Here is a 17,622-nt window from a genome sequence, read left to right on the forward strand (position 1 = left end):
AAATCAAATAATCACTATAAAGATCAAGCATATCCATTTAATTCCCTCCCTAAAATTAAGGGCGGAATTCTAATGCTTTTTAGTCAAACTACAAGTTTATGTGCGTAACATGAGTGAGTAACAAAATAATAAACAATACCATAAAAAAATGCAGCATTGGCAATCATATCAATAATCGTAGGACCACTGGATAAAGAACGATGTTCAATGCGTAAATAGGGTTGGTCTTGCTGGTTAAAATCAATAATGGGTCTATTCCAGCGAAAAATACAACTATTTTGTCGTCTCACATGACTCATATGATCTTTAAATTCATCATCGATTATCGGCACTAAGAAAGGATAATTCTGGATATTTTTTTGAAACAGTTCAAAAAGGGAATTTTTTAAAAACTGAGGCTCAAAAAATACGGTATCCTTACAAGGAAAAGGAAAATGATATAATTGTTCAAAAATGGCAATCCTGGATTCGCTCCAAGTATGCTTTTTAAAAAAATAAGGCGCATTGCTCGATAAGGCTAATAGAGGAGCTGATAGACTTTGGATAGCATTATAATAGGCAGCTGCTTGTTTTTGCTGTACCGCCAAATGTAATTGAAATGAGCAAATTAAACCCTCAATTGCTAAAGACTGAGGTTTTAGGTGTAAATCATCACCCGGCCCGATAATATCAATGCTTAAGGTTTTATTTTTTGAATGTTCAAGAGTTCGAGCATTCATTAAATAATAATCATCTTGCGGAGTAATGTAATCCCAATTAGCACAATTCTTAGCTGCATGGGGCATAGAGCCAATAAGGGCTAGGTGGTAATTTTCTTTTTGCGCCAAAGTACAGCATTTTTCCCATAAGGATAAACTAGTGCGATGCAAGGAAGACAAAAAATCACCATTTATGGCTAAGGCGGGGCTATTCATTTCAATTTGGGAAACCCCCGCTTCTAGATCAACTAAAGGTTCATTTAATTGTTTGACAAAAGACCCATTATGGGGGCTAAGTTGATAATTTTTATCCAGCATCAAAAATTCTATTTCAGTCCCTGCTTGGAAGCCTTGGTTGCTAAAGTATTTTTTATCAAACCATTTTTCTAAAAGCTTAGTTTCTTTAGTCAAATAGGTCTTAAACAATTGTGGACTCACTTCATAATTTTTATTTTTACATAAATGCATGCTTCCCCCATACTAATTTAGATTGATATTTAGTGGTTGAATGGCAATAGCTAAATTCGGTTCTATCACTATACAATTGTTACTAGGAATTAGTTTCCAGTCTTTTCTGGATTTACTTAATTTTTCGGAAGCGACAATTACCGATTGCGCTTCAGTTTTTCCTTCTAGGGATTGCTGACCAAGATGGACATACATGGTTTCTGGCTTGACGTATTTCGAATTACAGTAACGAGAAGCCACTAAACGTTTGCCATCACTGATACAAATATTTAAATGAGCGACCGCTTTATTTTGATGGTTTTTAATAATAGAAATGATCAGCGAAAAAGTTTCTTCTAGTACTGCGACAATATCAAAGAGCTTATGATGTTGATGCTTTTTAGCTAATTGTAAAAACAAGGCAAAAATAAGTTCTGAATCGGTGCTTCCTTTGACCCATTTATACAGGTCATCATCTAATAAATTTAAAAATTCGCGCTTTATTTTTTCAAAAGAAGGCAGCCAACCATTATGCATAAACATCCAATTTTTATATAAAAACGGATGGCAATTAAATTGGGAGATACCACCGCTACTTGCTGCGCGTACATGGCCGAAAAAGAGGGGTGCTTTGGTTTTTTTTGCTAAGTAGGCTAAATTCCGATCATTCCAGGCTGGAAACAGGGAGGTGAATAAGGCAGGGCTTTTAGAAAAGGTTGTATACCATCCTAAGCCGAAACCATCGCCATTGGTCACCGTTCTTGATTCCCTGGATAACAAACTTTGCTTTATAAGAGAATGCTCGGGTTTAACGAGGATGTCAGATAATAAAATATTTTTTCCTATATAGGCTACAAATCGACACACATTAATCACCTTCCTTGTACTATTAATGATTGAGTTGAATCCGAATATTAACTTCTAGGCGTTGGGTATTTTTAAGGTTAAGCAATACCTTTTTTTATCCCAAACTTTCAGCTTGTAGATCAAGTATAGTATTTTTTGCTGCATATTTCCCTTTATTGTCCTTTAAGGGTGTTTTTTGCCTTAAATGGGTTTGTTTTTGTCATAAAAATGAGTTATTGTTCAACTTTAAATTTTATAGGTCCTAATGATGCCTTTTTTTACTATACCTGATCCTCGGATGGGTCATCCTTTACCAATGCCAGTGGATCAAATTGAATCGCGTTGTCGACAACGCACTATAGATGAACTCTTACATCTTAAGGACAGGATGCAAGCTTTTTATGATAAAGAAAGCAAAAACCGTAGAGAAGCAAGGGCGCAGCTTGAGTTAATTCCTTCTCAAATAAGCGAACTCCAAGCTCAACTTGAAAAAAATAGACAAGACATTAGCGATGCAGAGAAACGCAATGAAGAGCTCCAAACCAGCTTGCCAGGCAATGGCGCTGAGCGTCATTTAGCAAGGCAACAATTCTCTATTATTCCCCGCTATAGGTTTGATCTCGAAGAGAAAATAAAGAACTTGCAGGCTACTCAAAAGCGATTAGAAAAAGATGTCGCATGGATAGACTATGAATTTGTGCACGGTAATAAGGAATTTCCGGCAGTTTGTCGAGTGATAGTTGAAAAAACGCCAGAAATGGCTCCTGATAGTGCTCCTCCTACTTCAAGAAGAATGTAATAAAAGCCTACTCTGCCCTTAGAGAAAATGGAGAGTTTTGTTATACTCTCCTTTTTTTTATTTATTATTATGTATTCACTAAATTACCCCTATGCTTATGGTGGCCCTGAATCAAGCGCTCAATTCAAAGCGACTCCTGAGGATTTTCAAGTTAATGAATTTTTTAAAGAAGCCTTTTCGGGGGAGGGTGAACACATCCTGCTTAAAATTGAAAAGCGTGGCTTAAATACTGAAGAGGTGATCCGTTCTTTAGCGCGTCTTATTAATAAATCACCTAAACTAATCAGTTATGCAGGATTAAAAGATAAGCAAGCTTTGACTACCCAGTGGTTGAGTGTCCATGCCCCAGGGGAGGAAATACCTGGCATTGCACAGCTTTCTGCCCCTGGTTGGCGCATTCTTGCCTGCACCCGTCATAATAAAAAATTAAAACCGGGTTTTCTAACCGGAAATCAATTTATTATTCGCTTACAGGATGTAAGTGATATTGATGATTTTAAAGAGCGAGTGCAAAAGATAATGAAGGGTGGCGTGCCTAATTATTTTGGTGAACAACGTTTTGGCCGCCAAGGTGCTAATTTAATTCGTGCTGAAGAGGTCTTAGTCCAAGGACGCAAAGTAAAAGATAAATTTTTACGTGGGCTCTATTATTCAGCGGCCCGCTCCTGGTTGTTTAATCTGATTTTGGCAAAAAGGGTAGAACATGGAACTTGGAATACCCTAATCCCCGGCGATGTGCTGCAATTGAATGGGTCTAATAGCATTTTTGTTGCCGAGCAAATTGATGAACTCTTGTTGCAACGCGTTAAAGATAAAGATCTATCTCCCGCAAGCCCTTTGCCTGGAAAAACTAAAAATAAAGTTAAAGGGCAAGCTGAGGCACTCATTCAAAATATTTACGCCGAATGGCAAACATGGCTTAGTGGTCTAGAACAACAAGGGCTGGAAGAGGCATGGCGAGCTAATATTTTGCATGTAGAGCAATTAACTTATGAAATCGATGGAGGAAATATTACTTTATCCTTTTCTTTACCAGCAGGTACTTATGCGACAACCGTCTTGCGTGAATTGGTTAAGTATAATTAATATTTTTTATTGCGATTTGATAGATCTCTGTGGCTCTTTAAGCTGGTTTGCTTCTAAGCTAAGCGTTGAAAGCTAGGTCATTTTTATGGCGAGTTGATAATTGTCCCCACCTACGTGCCGAGGCACCTAGGCGTGGGAATTGTCAACATGCCCTAATAAAAAGATAAAAAAATATCCTCATTGCGATACGGCTTTGTTGCATAGATAAACAACGTTTCTTCGCTATGATGCCTAGCTCTATAACCGAAACTAGGCTGTTGCGCTTAACTCAGTGGGTAGGTAAGAAAACCGTTTTCCAGATAAGTTTCTGCTTTATCTTCTTTTTCCTTGACTGGGAAAAGAAGGGGCGGGGCAGGATTTTTTAAGGCATCAGTTAGGCTTATGAATTTATAGCCATTTTTTTGGTACATCTCTAAAATATCTTCTAATACATAACTGTTTAAAAGATTCGCATGAATTAATAAAATTTGTTTTGCATCCGATGAAGGGGAGTTTTTTTCGGCTCTTAAGGTTTGCTTCCAAATATACGCTAGATATTCTGGTTTTAGTTTTTTTATGTATTGTTCCCGGGAGCGAAAAGGAACCTTATAAAGACGTTCGTTAAAGGCAAAATCTTTACTGTCGATAGTCACTGGTGCCACAATGTAATCGTGGTCTTGCAAATAGGCCAGTACTTTAGGTTTGGTCTTTTTATTGCCTTCAGCTAAATAAGGATAACGGAAATATTTAGGGGTGCTTAAAATAGGAGCAAGAATTTTATCTGCACGGGCAATATCAGAAATGTATTTTTCTGCACTCATCGTATTCAAATTATAGTGGGAATAAGTATGATTCCCTAGCATTAAGCCTGCTGCTTTAAATTGCTCAAGAAAGGCCCATTGGCCTTTGGCTATCGCTCCTGCAATGACAAAGCCGGTTGCTGGTACTTTATATTTTTCAAAAGCTTGTACAATAGACGTGAATCGTTCAGTTGAACGTTGTCGATTAGCTGCATTATTCATTCTTGATGCTACCAGAGGTAGATCATCAATAGTAATTGCTATTTCGCGCTCTTGGGCGGAACAAACCGAAGTAAATAAAAGAAAGGAAATACTAAGGCGTTTTAACATGACTAATCCTTTATCTGGTAATCCAGAAATGAGCTTCCTGCATGTGCAAGAGGTTTTTTAAGTTAAGCCCAAGACTAGCTCCGCAACGAGCGAATAGCCAAGCGTGCTATGACCTTATCATCCAGGGATCCCGCAGACGAGCCGCGGAACGGGGAAATAAGCTCTGGCTTAACTCAATTTAATATCTTATAAAGCCTGCATAAAAGCAACTAAATCTTGTTTCTCTTGTTTATTGAGTTGCAACTCCAGGATAAGGTTGAAATATTCAACCGTATCATCCAAAGTTAATAATCGTCCATCATGCAAATAAGGCGGGCTGTCTTTAATGCCTCGTAAGGGGAAGGTTTTAATCGGGCCATCACCTAATTCCATGAGCCCATTGACCAGTTCGGGTTTAAAGAAACGTTCTGCTTGTAAGTTATGCATAGTGTTATCGGTGTAATAAGGTGGGGTGTGGCAGGTTGCGCATTGCGCTTTCCCGAAGAATAACTCTTGGCCGCGTAACTCAGATTCGCTGGCTTTTTTGGGATCTAATTTGCCATCCCATTTTAATTTAGGTGCGGGAGGAAAATCGAGTATTGCTTGGAATTCTGCCATGAAATGGACTTGACTGCCGCGCTCAAGAATATTTACGCCTTTTTTAGTCGCAATGACTGGATCTCCATCAAAATAAGCCGCTCTTTGCTCAAATTCCGTAAAATCCTCGACGGTTTTTAATGCTCTTTGTGAGCCGAACAGGCGCTGGATATTAAGGCCGCGTAAACTAGGCGTGTTAATACGATGGCGGTGATCTTGTGGTCTTATATCACCGACTAAATGGGTGGCTTTATTCGTATGGCCATTGGTATGACAATCTAAACAAGCTACACCGCGGCTTGGAATAAGGGTTCTTCGGTCATCTGTTTGGTTAAACTGTTGTTGCGGGAAGGGGGTAAGTAATAAACGTAAACCTTCTAATTGCTTGGGATTCAATAAGCCATTAAATAAGTCAAAATAATTAAAAAGTGTAACCACTTTTCCTTGCGACACATCGCCTAATTCGGGATGGGTAGTTAAATAGATTGGTGCAGGAAAATTAGGGAGGAAATGATCGGGCGTATCAAAATCCAAATCAAAACGAGTTAGGTCTCGTTGCTCTTGTTTTTTGAGCTCATCAATTTCGAATTTTGGAAATAACATCCCGCCCTCCGCTTGATTGGGGTGGGGCAAAGGAAGAAAGCCTTTAGGGAATACGCCTTTAGTTTTTATCTCATCAGGAGTCATTTTCGCAAGCTCCTCCCAAGTAACGCCTGTGGGTAATTTTACTCTCACCCCTTCTTGCACCGGTTTACCACCATTCATGGTTACTGTTTTTGATGGATGATTACTCAAGTCATAACGTTGGTTTAGAAGGTCCTGGTGGCGTTTTAAAATGTCTGCTTTATCCGCTTCCATTTTTTTTACGATGGATTGAAAATCTTCTTTAATAACCACTGGCATATAACTAGATGGTGGTGCGTCTGCATGTACTCCGAACGAGCTTGCACTGAGAAAGGCTAGGGCGCTAAGCCATTTTTTTGTTTTGTCCATGGGATTTGCTTCCTTTTTTGGGCTCTAACTCTTTGTAAGGTAAGCTATTTTTATAGGGATGACAATACGATGTTTCATTTAATAACGAATTATCCAGATCAATAAAGCACTACCTAAACCCAGGATTAAAAAAACAAAAGGTAGGCTATAAAGCAGAGGTATTAAAATTAAACCGGAAATGGAATTTAAAAAGACAATAAGTCCAAAGCACAAAAAGACGATAATAGGAGAAAAAAAGCTAGCAACAATCCAGGCAATCCACACATCGCTAATAAACCAGTAAGCCATAATATTCAAGAGGACTACCATTAAGATGGTAAGCATCATCAAATTGTTAAGGATAAAAATCATCATGATATCTTACTCTCTCTTCCTATAAGAATAGACTATAAATGATTAAAAAAAGAACCTGGACTAAGGTCACTGCAAGCCCATTTTTCAGCATCGCTTTTACATTTTCACTACCCGCAAAACCCATGGCCGCAAACATGTTGGCGCCGGGATAGGCATAATTAGTAACCCGCGTTGCGAAAATCATCGCCAAGGCAAAACTAAGCACAGGAAGTTGCATTTCAATCACTGCAGGGTTAAATAATTGATGCAGCATTTTGATCGTAGCTTCAGCAGCACCGGGCATACCAAAGGCTCCAGTAAAGCCAATTAAGATGGATAAAATGGGTTTTCCTCCCACCTGAATTAAGGGCTTTAAACATGCTGTTAAAGCTTGAAAGCCGCCTGCTTGCTGGATTAGAAGCATAAAAGGGTCGAATAATATAAATAAAAAAAAGAGATGTAAGCTTTTTTGCATGCCTTGAATTAATAAATTACTAATGGTTTTAATGGTTAATTTGCTCACCAAGCCTACGCTCAAGGCCAAAAAAAGCATCACGAAAATAACATAAGAGGTTTTGGCTAGATTAAGCAAACCATACAAGACACACACCAAAAAAGCGACTAAAAAGAATAGAGTACTGCGGTTTTGTTGTAGAGTTGGAATAAAGGGCTCTGCAGAGTCCCCATTATCGCATAATTTCTCTGAGTATTGTTGTTGCAAACGGTTGGCCATAAACCAGGTCGTAATCAAGGTTATTAATGCAATAGGCAAAGCGGCGTATAAAACGACTTGGGCATAATTTAAACCCGTAATACCCAATAAGGCAACAACGGGCGGAGCAAAAGGGCCAAGGATTAAGGCCTCTTCGGCTGAGGCTTGCATTAATACAGCTAAAGAGGGACGGGACAAGCCGACGGAACCTGCAACAGGCCTTAAACTCGGTGCAATAATTGCTAATCCACCCGCGAGCGTCCCCAGTAAGCCAACTATCGTGAAGGAGGAAAGGATAATACCCAATTTGGCTCGTCGTTGGGTATTAACTCCAATGCCATAGACGATATGATGCACTAGGGTATGACTTACTCGGGTATAGGTTAACACTTCACCTAGGCCACGCCCCAGCATAATAATGAATCCGACTAAGGCCATAAATGAACCCAAAGCATTGGCTAAAGTATTGCCAATAGTGAGAGGATTATCCCAATTCCATAAAAAACCAAGTCCTACACAAATCGCAGTGGCGATTAAGGGATCCATATTGCGAAACAACAGGAAGACATAGAGGATAATAATCGATAGGCTAGCCAGCTCAAAGTAGGAGCACATTAAGCAATCGTCCCTATAAAATTTAAACCTTGAGCAATACCTGCAATACCAAGACCTGGTTGTTCACTAAGAACGACCTTATTACCAAGTTTTTGTGCGCCGCCCAAAACATAGTTTTCACGAATTAAAAAGAGGGGATCCAGATCCGCATATAAAATATCTGTTTTACTCGCAGCAAAGCTGCTAATAGCAGCAATTCCTATGGGGGACTCTAACATACATCCTACCATAATTTGCATTTGCGCTGTTTTAGCAATGTGGTAAATAGCTTGCGCTTTGGCAAGGCCTGCGGATTTCATTAATTTGATATTAATCCCATGGCAAGCATCTAAATGGACTAAATTTAATACATCTTCCGGGGAGAAGCAGGCTTCATCAGCAATGAGCCCAGAGGTCATTGCCGTTTTGATTTTTTTTAAAGACGTTCTGTCGCTGGCGACGACTGGTTGTTCCACTAATTCGATATTTAAGTGTTGAGCCTCAAAAAAACGGATCATGTGCACGCTGTCCTCATAGGACCAGCCCTGATTAGCATCAACCAACAAAGAAACCTCGTTGCCCAATGCGTGGCGAATAGCTGAGATCCGTTGTTGGTCTTCATAGGGATTTAACCCCAATTTAATTTTTAGGGTTTTATAACCTTGCTGCACAAACTCTAAGGCGTCACTTACCATTTCTTCAGCATTTTTAACACTAATGGTAATGCAAGATTCCACAGTATTTTTGTGACCACCCAATAATTGGTAAAGAGGTAGGCCACAGTATTGCGCAAATAAATCATGCAAAGCGATATCGACTGCAGCTTTGGCAGAAGTGTTGCCAGGCATTGCTTGATGGGTCATGTCGAGTAAATGATTGAGTTCGACAATAGAACGCCCGAGCAATTGAGGGCCTAAAATCGTATTAATGGCTTGGATTATGGACTCAGTACTGTCGCCAGTAATGGCAGGTGTTGAAGCAGCAGAGCCATAACCTATAGCACCGCCATCGGTTTTAAGCATGACTATGACATCATTAACACATTCTGTACGACGTACAGCGGTGATGAAAGGCCGTATTAGTGGAATAGAAAGTTGAGCAAGTTGGATTTCTATAATGTTCATTATTTATTCACGCTTTAAATCATAGGGTAACTCCAGCGTAAAGCTTGCTCCTTTACCCACACCTTTAGAGCTTACAGACAATTTTCCTCCCATTTCCTGGGCGGAAATTGCGCTGGCATGGAGGCCAAAACCATGGCCGGTTTTTTTAGTGGTAAAGCTGTAGGAAAACAGTTTAGTCATGTTTTTTTTGGCTATGCCCACTCCATTGTCACTGACTTCAATAATAAAACAGGCTTTATTTTTTTCATAGGTGCGCAGAATTAATTGTGCAGCCGGAGGATTTTGCTCTTGAATGGCATCAATACTGTTTTTAATCAGGTTAACGATAATTTGCATCAATTTAACTTTATCAATAGTAACGGGACGTTCTAAACGATAATCGCGGCTTATTTTTATCTGGGTGTTTTGGGTTATATTAAGGGCAATGCAATGCTCAATACATTCAGGAATAGATATTTTTTCTTGGAAACCAATAGTTCCGCTTAAGGATTGCTGTTGCATAATGATGTTTTTAATATGATCGATATTTTTACTCAGTCCGAGCATTTCGGTGGTTAAGAGGTCGCAGTCCTCCTTCCAGGCTTGGGTAAGAAGCTTAATGTAGGGAAGGACATGCCTACCTTGTTCATTTTCAGTTAAAAAGGCGCTTAAGTCATCTTGGTGAAGTTCTAACAGCGATGATAATTTAACTAAATCGGCTAATTTGGAGTATTTAATTTGATGACTAACCAATGAAACGGAAATATTGGCACTATTTAAAACATTACCAATATTATGTAACACGCTGGTTGCAATATCAGCCATACCGGCTTGTCGGGCGGCAGAGACTAATTGAGCATTTAATTCATTATTTTTTAATTCGAGTTTTTTTCGCTCCTCAATTTCTTTTTTTAAGCGCTCATTGGTTTCTGCAATCGCGATATAATCATTAAACGTGCGTAGTGAGGCTTGAATCCGTGCTACTAATTCTTGGGGCGAGAAGGGTTTTGATAAATAATCATCAGCCCCAATTTCTAAACCGCTCACGGCTGATAGCTCACCGGTTTTTGCGGTAATTAAAATAATGGGGATATGTTTAATACTAGGGTTCGATTTTACTATTTTAATTAATTGATAGCCGTCCATACAGGGCATCATTGCATCGGTTAAAATAACTTGTGGTTTTGAGGAGAGAATGACTTTAAGTGCTTCCTCGCCATTTTCGGCTAAAAGAATTTCAAATTGATCTTCCAACAGGGCATTCATATAAAGACGCATGTCTTGACTATCATCAGCAATAAGGATTAAAGGTTTACTGGTCTTTTTATTTTTTTCGGCAGGAATTTTTGCGCCAGTTGGAATGTCCTGGCTCAAGTACCACAGGCTTGTCGGGCTATGTTTGTCCGTAATCGGCAATTCTTGCACGGGTTGAATAGGTTCATTATTTTGGGGGATAGTTAAGGTAAAGCAAGTCCCTTGTCCCACTTGGCTTTCTACCTCAATCCTTCCTTGCATTAAATCCACAAATTGTTTGACTAAGGCTAAACCTATTCCAGTGGAGGAGTCAATTTGATAAAATCGTTCAAAGATATGAGGAAGGTGTTCTTGCTCAATGCCTATACCGGAGTCTTTTACTACCAGGACAATGGAATTATTTTTAGGGAACAGCTTAATTGCAATAGTGCCTGCTTCAGGAGTAAATTTTAAGGCATTACTCAGCAAATTGAGAACAATTTTCTCCCATACTTGTTGATCACCAAAAATAGGCTCAAGATTGGAATGGGTTTGGAGTTTTAAGGTAATATGACGCTCTTTGGCTAGACCTTGTGCATCATCAATTAATTGAGTAAGGAGCTCATTAAGATCAAAGCGCGTATTTCGCAGAGTAAATTCTTTGGCATCAAATTTAGCAAAATCTAATAAATCATTAACATGGAGATGGAGTCTTGCAGCGTTGCGTTGAATACGACGCAAATTATCTAAATGAGTTGCGGAAAGTTTAAGGTCGGGGTCATGAAGTAAAAAGTCCAGTGGTTCAAGCAATAAAGTTAAGGGAGTACGTAATTCATGACTAATGTTAGCAATAAAATCAGACTTTAAATGATCTAAGTCCATCAATTTTTTATTTTGGGTGCGCACATCACTTAAGGCCCGGCGCGCCGAATCGAGCACAAAATTAATGAGCAAACAAAGCTTTTGTAAAACCTCATCATCGGTTTCTAAAGCAATGGTGAAATCAAACTCCCCTTTTACCCCTTTACATAGATGATCGGCAATTTCATTAACTTTCTGGCGAAAAAATAAAAAGGCGTCATCAGCTACTGAGTCTTTCATTAGATGTCCCTAATTTGGTCCAATTAATGTGAATTTCACATTTAGAAGCCCCCTGTTTCATGCACATTTTTTCCTCAATAAGGGCTTCGTCCTGAAAATGTTGCACTACTTTTTGAGCTAGATGCAAATATAATAAGCAATGCTGGTTAGGAGAACGATAGTGGGTAATTAGTTTATTGGGTAGTTGTTCAATTCTAAATTTATCATTAATTGCTTCACGCGATGTTTTATCCAGAACACTGGTGGCAAAACAATTATGAATGGTCGGTTGCATGGATAAAAATTCATAGGAGTTTTTAGACATAGAAAACCAGGTGGGGAAGCGTTGAATGGTTTCTTTTAAAAAATAAGCGGCGAAAGCTTCATTGCCTTGTTCTTCATTCATGCCTAAAACACTAAAGGTTACTCTGACTAAACGCTGCCATTCTTCATCAGAGTAGACATTATTCATCTGGTATTCTTGCGCTGGTGGAATCCCTGCTTGCTGTTTGATTTGCGCTAACACTTCTTCGCCTGCCATTGTTCTTATCATGCTAAAAAGCAGTTTTTGCACCAGTCCTACCATGTTTACTCCTGTTATACCTGAGTAAGGCATCCTATCCGCTTACTCGGTCATGAAGGCAATAGTATTACTATAACATCAATAGAGGATTAAGTGACAACTATAAGAAAAATTGAATTAGGGGAGTGGTGACCCTCCTGCTTTGTATCTGAAGGGGCTGTTCGGCCCCTCTTGCTAAGCCATCAAATCAAACTAAGAACCATCGCTATTAGCGAGATAGAACCCGTAATCTGTTGTTGTCTGGGTCTAAAGCTAAAAAAGTATATCCGAAGGAGACTTCGGTAGGTGTTTGGGCAAAGTGAATGCCTTTTGCTTGCCATTTTAAAAATAAAGTATCCACTTCGGTGGGATTAGGCATAGTAAAAGCCAATTCATAGCCATTTAAGCCTTCTGCCGCTGGATGGACTGTATGCTTCTCTTTCAATCCTAAGCCAAGCCCATTACGGAGTTTAAATAGAGCAAAGCTTGGTGAATGCTCTTGGGGGTGCAGGCCTAGTAAATCTTGATAAAACACGCTGCTTTTTGCCAAATTATTAACATAGATAATCATATCACTGGGTTCTAACATCTTCGATCTCCTGGTTCATTTAGAGGTTAATCGAAAAAAGTGTAATGGTTGGGGGTGACAGTTTTTGTCAGTACCATTCTACTGTTCTGGGATGCTGTGTAGCTCACGCCATTGCTTTAAAAGACTTTGGCGGCGCTTATCTATGGGCTTTTCCACCACAGTCACCTCTTTGATTCTATCCGTACGAAAATGGCGGAAATCCTCTCTTAATTCACACCACGCAATAACCATGCGAACTTCATCAAAAAAACCAAGTGCTAAAGGCCAAATAATTCGTTGCGATGAGTGTTCATTAAGATCGATATAACTTAGTTTTAGTTTAAATTCTCTGCGAATGGCATAACGAATTAAAATGTCATGTCCATTGCTGTATTGTGTTTTGGTGGGACCAATCATTAAGCCTGATGATTCTAATTGATAGCGAAGCGGCGCGGGCAATACCGCAGAAATTTTGGCTAAAGCATTTTTGGCAGCGGTTTGAAGTTTGTCATCCGCTCGTCGCGCCACCCAACGAGAACCAAGCACTAAGGCTTCAATTTCTTCTTCAGAAAACATTAGGGGAGGGAGCATGAACCCTGGGCGTAACACATAACCCAAACCCGGCTCACCTTCAATTGCAGCTCCTTGTGATTGTAAAGTCGCTATGTCTCTGTACAGAGTACGTAGGCTAATATTTAATCGCTCAGCCAGTGCTTTTCCACTAATTGGATAGCGGTGTTGCCGTAAGAGTTGGAGAAGATCTAAAAGACGTTGGGTACGAGACAAGACAGGGCCTTTATTAAATTATTTTGACCTGTTTAGCATACCATTTTTAGTATAAATAATGAACTTCATTGCTTATTATCCAACAGTAGTATTAGCAAATGCTATGCTATATTAAATAATCTGCTTAAATATGAGGCATTTATGAAGCTGGTTCAGGTACAGAAAATTTGGGATTATGCTCCTCATAATGCATTTACGGATCTTATTCGTTTTAAGGGGCAGTGGTTTTGTGTGTTTCGGGAGGCTGAAACCCATCATTCCGCCAATGGTGCTTTAAGGATCATCCGCTCTGCAGATGCTAAGACTTGGGTCTCAGTCGCTTTGATTACTGCTCCCTGTGACTTACGCGATGGTAAGTTAAGTATTACGCCAGATAAGCGTTTAATGCTTTGCGGCTTTGAATTAGTTAGAAAGGATAATAAACGTAATTATCAATCTTTTGCTTGGTTTTCAGAGGATGGTGCCTCCTGGTCTGAGGGAAAAAAAATAGGTGATTTAAATTATTGGTTATGGCGTATTACCTGGCATAAGAATGTGGCTTATAGTATGGCTTATCGTTGTGATGGGCTTGCTACTTCAATTCGCCTGTACTCTAACCAAAACGCGGATGAGTTCGCCATCCTTGCCGAAAACTTGATTGAGGAAGGCAGTCCTAATGAGGCCTCGTTAATTTTTTATGAAGACCAAGCTTATTGTCTATTACGCAGAGAAAAGGCAAATGGTTTACTAGGTATTGCAGCTCCTCCTTATAAGCAATGGATATGGAAGGATTTAACCCTACGCATTGGCGGTCCTCATTTAATCGCCCTTCCTGATGGGCGTTTGATAGCCGCTGTTCGATTATATGATGAGCCTATACGAACCTCTTTAGGATACTTGCACCCAGATACCGGCCAGTTTAGGGAAATCTTGGCTTTGCCTTCAGGAGGTGATACGAGTTACCCTGGCCTTGTTTATTATGATGAGCACTTATGGGTTAGTTATTATTCTGCTCATGAAGGGAAAACCTCTATTTATTTGGCGGAAGTGCGGCCGGATTAATGAGTCCTTATTTCCTGCTATACTTAGGCTAGGGTGATTCTTAACTAAGTATTATGAAACGACTACTCTGTTTTTTTATACTCTTCTCCTTGGCTGGGAGCAGTTGGGCTTTGAGGTGCCAAGGCAGCTTAGTTTATGAAGGTGATACTCAAGATCAAGTAGAGCAAAAATGTGGCGATCCTAAAAACAAAGAAACCTTAAGTACTTCTCAGCCTTTATATAATGCGAATGGTGCTATCTATGGATCTGCTCCTTATCTTACGGAGGTGTGGACTTACCAAGCCTCACCAGAAGATTTTATTTACCGAGTTTATTTTACGGATAAAGTGGTTACTTCAATTACAGCTAATCTAGATGATTAAATTAAAAACCCAAGTTCCTAATCCTTGCTCGGGCAACTAAGGGCTGAGTGAGGTGCGTGCATTTGCTATAATAAAGCTATAGATGGAGAAAAATAGGAGGATCGATGAGGTTTTTATCTTTTTTATTATCATTTAGTGTGTTCATTAGCACCTCTTGTCTCGCTCAAGTGGTTTCGCCTTTAAAAGTAGCTGTTGCTAATTTTAGTCCACCGTTTGTAATGCAAGGGGCAAATCAGCAATTGTATGGCTATGATATTGCGATGATGGAATATATTTGTCAGTCAATTAAAAGGCCTTGTCGATTTATCCCTACTTCCTTTGATAATGTACTTAATACCGTGCAAAACAAGCAAGCCGATGTGGCAGCAAGTTCCATCACGATTACTGCAAATCGTGCCGAGTTATTTAATTTTTCATTGCCTTATTTATTGAGTTATGCACGTTTTATTGGTCCTAAGCAGTTAAATTCAACCTTTGAGGCCAAATCACTTACTAATAAAAAAATCGGTATAATTAAAGGCTCTGTATTTCCGGAACTCATCAAGCATGTAGGAATAGAAAACCCTGAGATTGTTTCTTTCGTTAATTTAAATACCTTAGTAGATGCCTTAAATAAAGGCGAAATTCATGTAGGCTTAATGGATAATCCCTCAGCCCTCTATTGGCAATCTCGTTCCTCTGGTGTTTTAAGTGTGCTAGGAGAGCCTATAAATTATGGTATCGGATTTGGCATAGCCATAAGTCGCGATAATGCCCCCCTCTTAAGCCTCATTAATAAAGCCTTATTAGAATATCAAGACAGTAAGCATTATGAAGTGAATTATCACAGCTATTTAAGCTATTATGATTATCAATAAATCTTTTAAGGAAACATCTCGTAATGACTCACTATACAGGTCAATGTTTATGCGGGGCTTGCAACTTTACTATTAAGGGTGAACCCTCTGCGATGTATTTATGTCATTGTAGTCGGTGTAGAAAAGAAAGCGGTACCACCCATGGTGCGTCTGTCTTTTTTAGGGCAGCTGAGCTTAGTTGGGAAAAGGGTGAAGAAAACATCAGTTCTTTTGCGTTAAAAAATACGAGAAAGAAACGAAATTTTTGTAAACTGTGTGGGAGCCCCTTGCCTCGTCAAGAAGAGCAAAACCAGGTTGTCTTGCCAGCGGGTAGCTTAGATGAGCCTAGCCTTTTAGAACCAACCGCGCATATTTTTTATGCAAGCCGGGCCTCCTGGGAAGATAAGTTAAGCGAGCTCGCTCATTTTGCTGAATTACCCCACTAACGCTAGGTAGTTCTACGTATTGTGTTAAATTTTGTTCTATTTGTATAATTAATAAGATTAATTATTGGAGCAGTTCATGAAACAAATAGAAAGAATTTTTATTATTGGCCAACCCGGTGCCGGTAAAGGCTTACTGGCAAAGACTTTAGCCGAACATCTTGGTTGGCGTTTTGTTGATGCTGATTTTGGCTTGGAATTGACCATCGGTAGAACACTTGGGTCAATATTGGGTCCTCAAGGTCAGAGTGCTTTTGCTGACTGTCAATTTGAGATCCTAAATTCTTTGTGTACGTGCGTATTTCACTGAATTCGATCACTCGTTTCACTTTAAACGATCACCTATTTCACTCGAAATCGATCAGTGATTTCACTGAAAATGATCACTGCACTCAATCTGCAGCGATGCGGAGATTTTAGGGAAGAGTCGGAACAATGTCGATGCTTTTTTCGCGAAGCGCTAGTTTTTTAATAACATGAAGTACTGTACTAAAGCAAAACGGTGGATAACTTGCGTAGCGTTGCGCCTTGGGATTAGGTGAACGCAGCAAGTTATCCATGGTTTTGCGTTAAGTCGCGAGAGTCTGTGAGGGCTGTGTGGGCAACAAGGAAGTTGTCCATGCTGACTCACAGACTACGCGGTATGTGGCAGAGTGTTTTGGTGTACCTATCCGCAGGATTATTGTGACTCTGCAATGGGTTTATTTCTACGTAATGATTCTCCATCGATAACAATTTTTTCAGCATGATGAATGATTCGGTCCAAAATGGCATCGGCAATGAGGGGGTCGTTGATGTATTCATACCAGTCTTCAATGGCTAATTGGCTGGTAATGATGGTAGCTCTTTGCTCATAGCGCTGCTCCAGAAGCTCAAGCAGCAGTCTTTTCTGTTCAGCATCCATAACCAACATACCAAAATCATCAATCACGAGTACATCAGCCTTGTTGATTGAGGCCAAGAAACGAGTCAGGTTCCCCTCATGATAAGCGACAGTCAGATCATGCATGAGGTGTAATAGGCGATAGTAGCGTGCTGAGTAGCCGTTCAGGCAAGCCTTGTGCGCTAATGATTGTGCAATAAAGGTCTTACCAATGCCTGTTGGCCCAGTAATCAAAACACTTCGACTTAGTTTAACCCAAGCCAAATTGCTTAACGCAAGAACCTGGGTTTTCTTTAAGGTTCTTGTGGTCTGATAGTCAATTTGCTCCATGGAACAATTGGGTTTTAGTTTGGCTTGCTTTAGGCGGTTCTTGAGTCTTTGATTGTCCCGTTGCACTATTTCCCTATCTACTAATAAGGACAAGCGTTCCTCAAAGGAGAGCTGGTGAGGTGGATGAGCGCATTGCTCTTCTAAAGCTGCGAGAAAGCCATTAAGTTTAAGGCTTGCAAGTTGTTGTTTCGTTTGTTCTAAC

The 17,622-nt window shown here is 39.7% G+C and carries 20 protein-coding genes; 7 read left to right on the forward strand and 13 right to left on the reverse strand.

From position 1 onward, the window contains the following. Positions 1-83 precede the first annotated feature (83 nt). Together ELY15_RS07210 and ELY15_RS07215 are read right to left on the reverse strand one after the other, a co-directional pair. Complete coding sequence (locus ELY15_RS07210) at positions 84-1,166, reverse strand: hypothetical protein (protein WP_127098987.1); 1,083 nt, start codon at positions 1,164-1,166, stop codon at positions 84-86. Between the two features lie 12 nt (positions 1,167-1,178). Beyond that, a complete protein-coding gene (locus ELY15_RS07215) occupies positions 1,179-2,012 on the reverse strand; it encodes a class II glutamine amidotransferase (protein WP_127098988.1) in 834 nt (277 codons plus the stop codon). A 244-nt stretch (positions 2,013-2,256) separates the two neighbouring features. Here ELY15_RS07215 and ELY15_RS07220 point away from each other — a divergent pair, with 244 nt between their 5' ends. Both ELY15_RS07220 and truD read left to right on the forward strand, forming a co-directional pair. Further along, on the forward strand, positions 2,257-2,790 hold the full coding sequence (locus tag ELY15_RS07220; protein ID WP_148111230.1) for a hypothetical protein: 534 nt from the start codon (positions 2,257-2,259) through the stop codon (positions 2,788-2,790). A gap of 69 nt (positions 2,791-2,859) precedes the next feature. Next, complete coding sequence (truD, locus tag ELY15_RS07225; RefSeq protein WP_127099005.1) at positions 2,860-3,876, forward strand: tRNA pseudouridine(13) synthase TruD; 1,017 nt, start codon at positions 2,860-2,862, stop codon at positions 3,874-3,876. A gap of 263 nt (positions 3,877-4,139) precedes the next feature. On the opposite strand, the gene ELY15_RS07230 is transcribed toward truD, so the two are convergent. The 9 genes from ELY15_RS07230 to ELY15_RS07270 form a co-directional block, all read right to left on the reverse strand. Next, positions 4,140-4,985 carry a polysaccharide deacetylase family protein gene (locus tag ELY15_RS07230; protein WP_127098990.1) on the reverse strand — a complete coding sequence of 282 codons (846 nt, stop codon included), beginning with the start codon at positions 4,983-4,985 and terminating at the stop codon, positions 4,140-4,142. A 186-nt stretch (positions 4,986-5,171) separates the two neighbouring features. Next, a complete protein-coding gene (locus tag ELY15_RS07235; RefSeq protein ID WP_127098991.1) occupies positions 5,172-6,554 on the reverse strand; it encodes a cytochrome B6 in 1,383 nt (460 codons plus the stop codon). 78 nt (positions 6,555-6,632) lie between these two features. Then, positions 6,633-6,908 carry a hypothetical protein gene (locus tag ELY15_RS07240; RefSeq protein WP_127098992.1) on the reverse strand — a complete coding sequence of 92 codons (276 nt, stop codon included), beginning with the start codon at positions 6,906-6,908 and terminating at the stop codon, positions 6,633-6,635. Positions 6,909-6,927: 19 nt separating this feature from the next. Then, complete coding sequence (locus ELY15_RS07245) at positions 6,928-8,214, reverse strand: Na+/H+ antiporter NhaC family protein (protein WP_127098993.1); 1,287 nt, start codon at positions 8,212-8,214, stop codon at positions 6,928-6,930. Continuing rightward, entirely contained in the window at positions 8,214-9,317 is a 1,104-nt protein-coding gene (locus tag ELY15_RS07250; RefSeq protein ID WP_127098994.1) for a dipeptide epimerase, read from the reverse strand. Before ELY15_RS07250 ends, ELY15_RS07245 begins: the two co-directional genes overlap by 1 nt. 3 nt (positions 9,318-9,320) lie before the next feature. Beyond that, on the reverse strand, positions 9,321-11,630 hold the full coding sequence (locus ELY15_RS07255) for an ATP-binding protein (RefSeq protein ID WP_127098995.1): 2,310 nt from the start codon (positions 11,628-11,630) through the stop codon (positions 9,321-9,323). Then, the gene (locus ELY15_RS07260; RefSeq protein WP_158617428.1) at positions 11,611-12,195 is read right to left on the reverse strand and encodes a heme NO-binding domain-containing protein; all 585 of its coding nucleotides are present in this window, start codon (positions 12,193-12,195) and stop codon (positions 11,611-11,613) included. The genes ELY15_RS07255 and ELY15_RS07260 overlap by 20 nt, the downstream gene beginning before the upstream one ends. 205 nt (positions 12,196-12,400) lie before the next feature. Beyond that, complete coding sequence (locus ELY15_RS07265) at positions 12,401-12,760, reverse strand: VOC family protein (RefSeq protein ID WP_127098997.1); 360 nt, start codon at positions 12,758-12,760, stop codon at positions 12,401-12,403. Positions 12,761-12,838: 78 nt separating this feature from the next. After that, complete coding sequence (locus ELY15_RS07270; protein WP_127098998.1) at positions 12,839-13,525, reverse strand: YafY family protein; 687 nt, start codon at positions 13,523-13,525, stop codon at positions 12,839-12,841. Between the two features lie 141 nt (positions 13,526-13,666). Here ELY15_RS07270 and ELY15_RS07275 point away from each other — a divergent pair, with 141 nt between their 5' ends. The 5 genes from ELY15_RS07275 (at position 13,667) to ELY15_RS07295 (ending at position 16,517) form a co-directional block, all read left to right on the forward strand. Further along, the gene (locus ELY15_RS07275) at positions 13,667-14,566 is read left to right on the forward strand and encodes an exo-alpha-sialidase (RefSeq protein ID WP_127098999.1); all 900 of its coding nucleotides are present in this window, start codon (positions 13,667-13,669) and stop codon (positions 14,564-14,566) included. Between the two features lie 53 nt (positions 14,567-14,619). Further along, positions 14,620-14,928, forward strand: coding sequence for a DUF2845 domain-containing protein (locus ELY15_RS07280; RefSeq protein ID WP_127099000.1), 309 nt, complete (start codon positions 14,620-14,622; stop codon positions 14,926-14,928). Between the two features lie 104 nt (positions 14,929-15,032). Continuing rightward, positions 15,033-15,785 (forward strand): transporter substrate-binding domain-containing protein, encoded by a 753-nt coding sequence (locus tag ELY15_RS07285; protein WP_127099001.1) that lies wholly within the window; start codon positions 15,033-15,035, stop codon positions 15,783-15,785. A 23-nt stretch (positions 15,786-15,808) separates the two neighbouring features. After that, positions 15,809-16,210 (forward strand): GFA family protein, encoded by a 402-nt coding sequence (locus ELY15_RS07290; protein ID WP_127099002.1) that lies wholly within the window; start codon positions 15,809-15,811, stop codon positions 16,208-16,210. Positions 16,211-16,286: 76 nt separating this feature from the next. Then, positions 16,287-16,517 (forward strand): shikimate kinase, encoded by a 231-nt coding sequence (locus ELY15_RS07295; RefSeq protein ID WP_127099003.1) that lies wholly within the window; start codon positions 16,287-16,289, stop codon positions 16,515-16,517. 106 nt (positions 16,518-16,623) lie between these two features. Here the strand turns inward: ELY15_RS07295 and ELY15_RS16090 are convergent, their stop codons facing one another. Then, on the reverse strand, positions 16,624-16,767 hold the full coding sequence (locus tag ELY15_RS16090; RefSeq protein ID WP_158617429.1) for a hypothetical protein: 144 nt from the start codon (positions 16,765-16,767) through the stop codon (positions 16,624-16,626). A 119-nt stretch (positions 16,768-16,886) separates the two neighbouring features. Beyond that, on the reverse strand, positions 16,887-17,622 hold a 736-nt coding region (istB, locus tag ELY15_RS07300), incomplete at its 5' end, for an IS21-like element helper ATPase IstB (protein WP_127099004.1).

Origin of the sequence: Legionella sp. km772, assembly GCF_003989735.1 — a bacterium.
Classification (GTDB): Bacteria; Pseudomonadota; Gammaproteobacteria; order Legionellales; family Legionellaceae; genus Legionella.